This window comes from Flavobacterium sp. RHBU_3, assembly GCF_046613565.1.
Classification (GTDB): Bacteria; Bacteroidota; Bacteroidia; order Flavobacteriales; family Flavobacteriaceae; genus Flavobacterium.
In genome coordinates, this window is record NZ_JBKJHC010000036.1 from 1 (window position 1) to 712 (window position 712).

Genomic DNA, 712 nt, shown 5'->3' on the forward strand with positions numbered 1-712 from the left:
GTTTACTGTAACTACAACAGCAACAGGCACTACTCCGGTAGCAAACATATTTGCTGTATCTGGTAAGGTAATAGGAGACTGTCCTTCAATGAATACTACCAGTGCTACTTCAGGCTATTATGCTACAGCTACCGTAAACTGGTCGTTATCTTCGGCCGGTGAAGGCACTAACGCTGCAGACGTATGGTACAGGGTTGAAGTATATACTGATTCAGCTTATACAACCCCGGTTTCAGGATCTCCATTCATTACTTCTGCAGGAGTTTCATCTTATGCCCTTTCAGGCCTAAGCGCAAACACTACATACTATTATAAAGTGTATGCTATAAACTCATCTTGTGAATCGGGTGCAGTAACATCGAGCTTTACAACTCCGGCATCATGCTTACCTGCTACATCACTTACTACCAGTGGAGCTTCACTTACGTCAATGATCATTAGCTGGACCGCACCTGCTTATGCACCAGGTATGGGTTACGAGTACTACTACAGCACATCGAGCACTGCCCCAACTGCTGCTACAACAGGTACTGCCATAACCGGCACAAGTGCCACGATTACAGGCTTAACTACAGATACTACTTACTACTGGTGGGTACGTTCTAACTGTGACGGTACTGATAAGAGTGTATGGACAGGTACAAGCTTCTACGTAGGATATTGTACGCCTACTTACAGTAACTGTGACTCTACGCACCGTATAACCACGGTT

The 712-nt window shown here is 45.1% G+C and carries 1 protein-coding gene; it reads left to right on the forward strand.

Annotated elements, in window-relative coordinates:
* On the forward strand, positions 1-712 hold a 712-nt coding region (locus ACLI1A_RS19530; protein ID WP_411410376.1), incomplete at both ends, for a fibronectin type III domain-containing protein.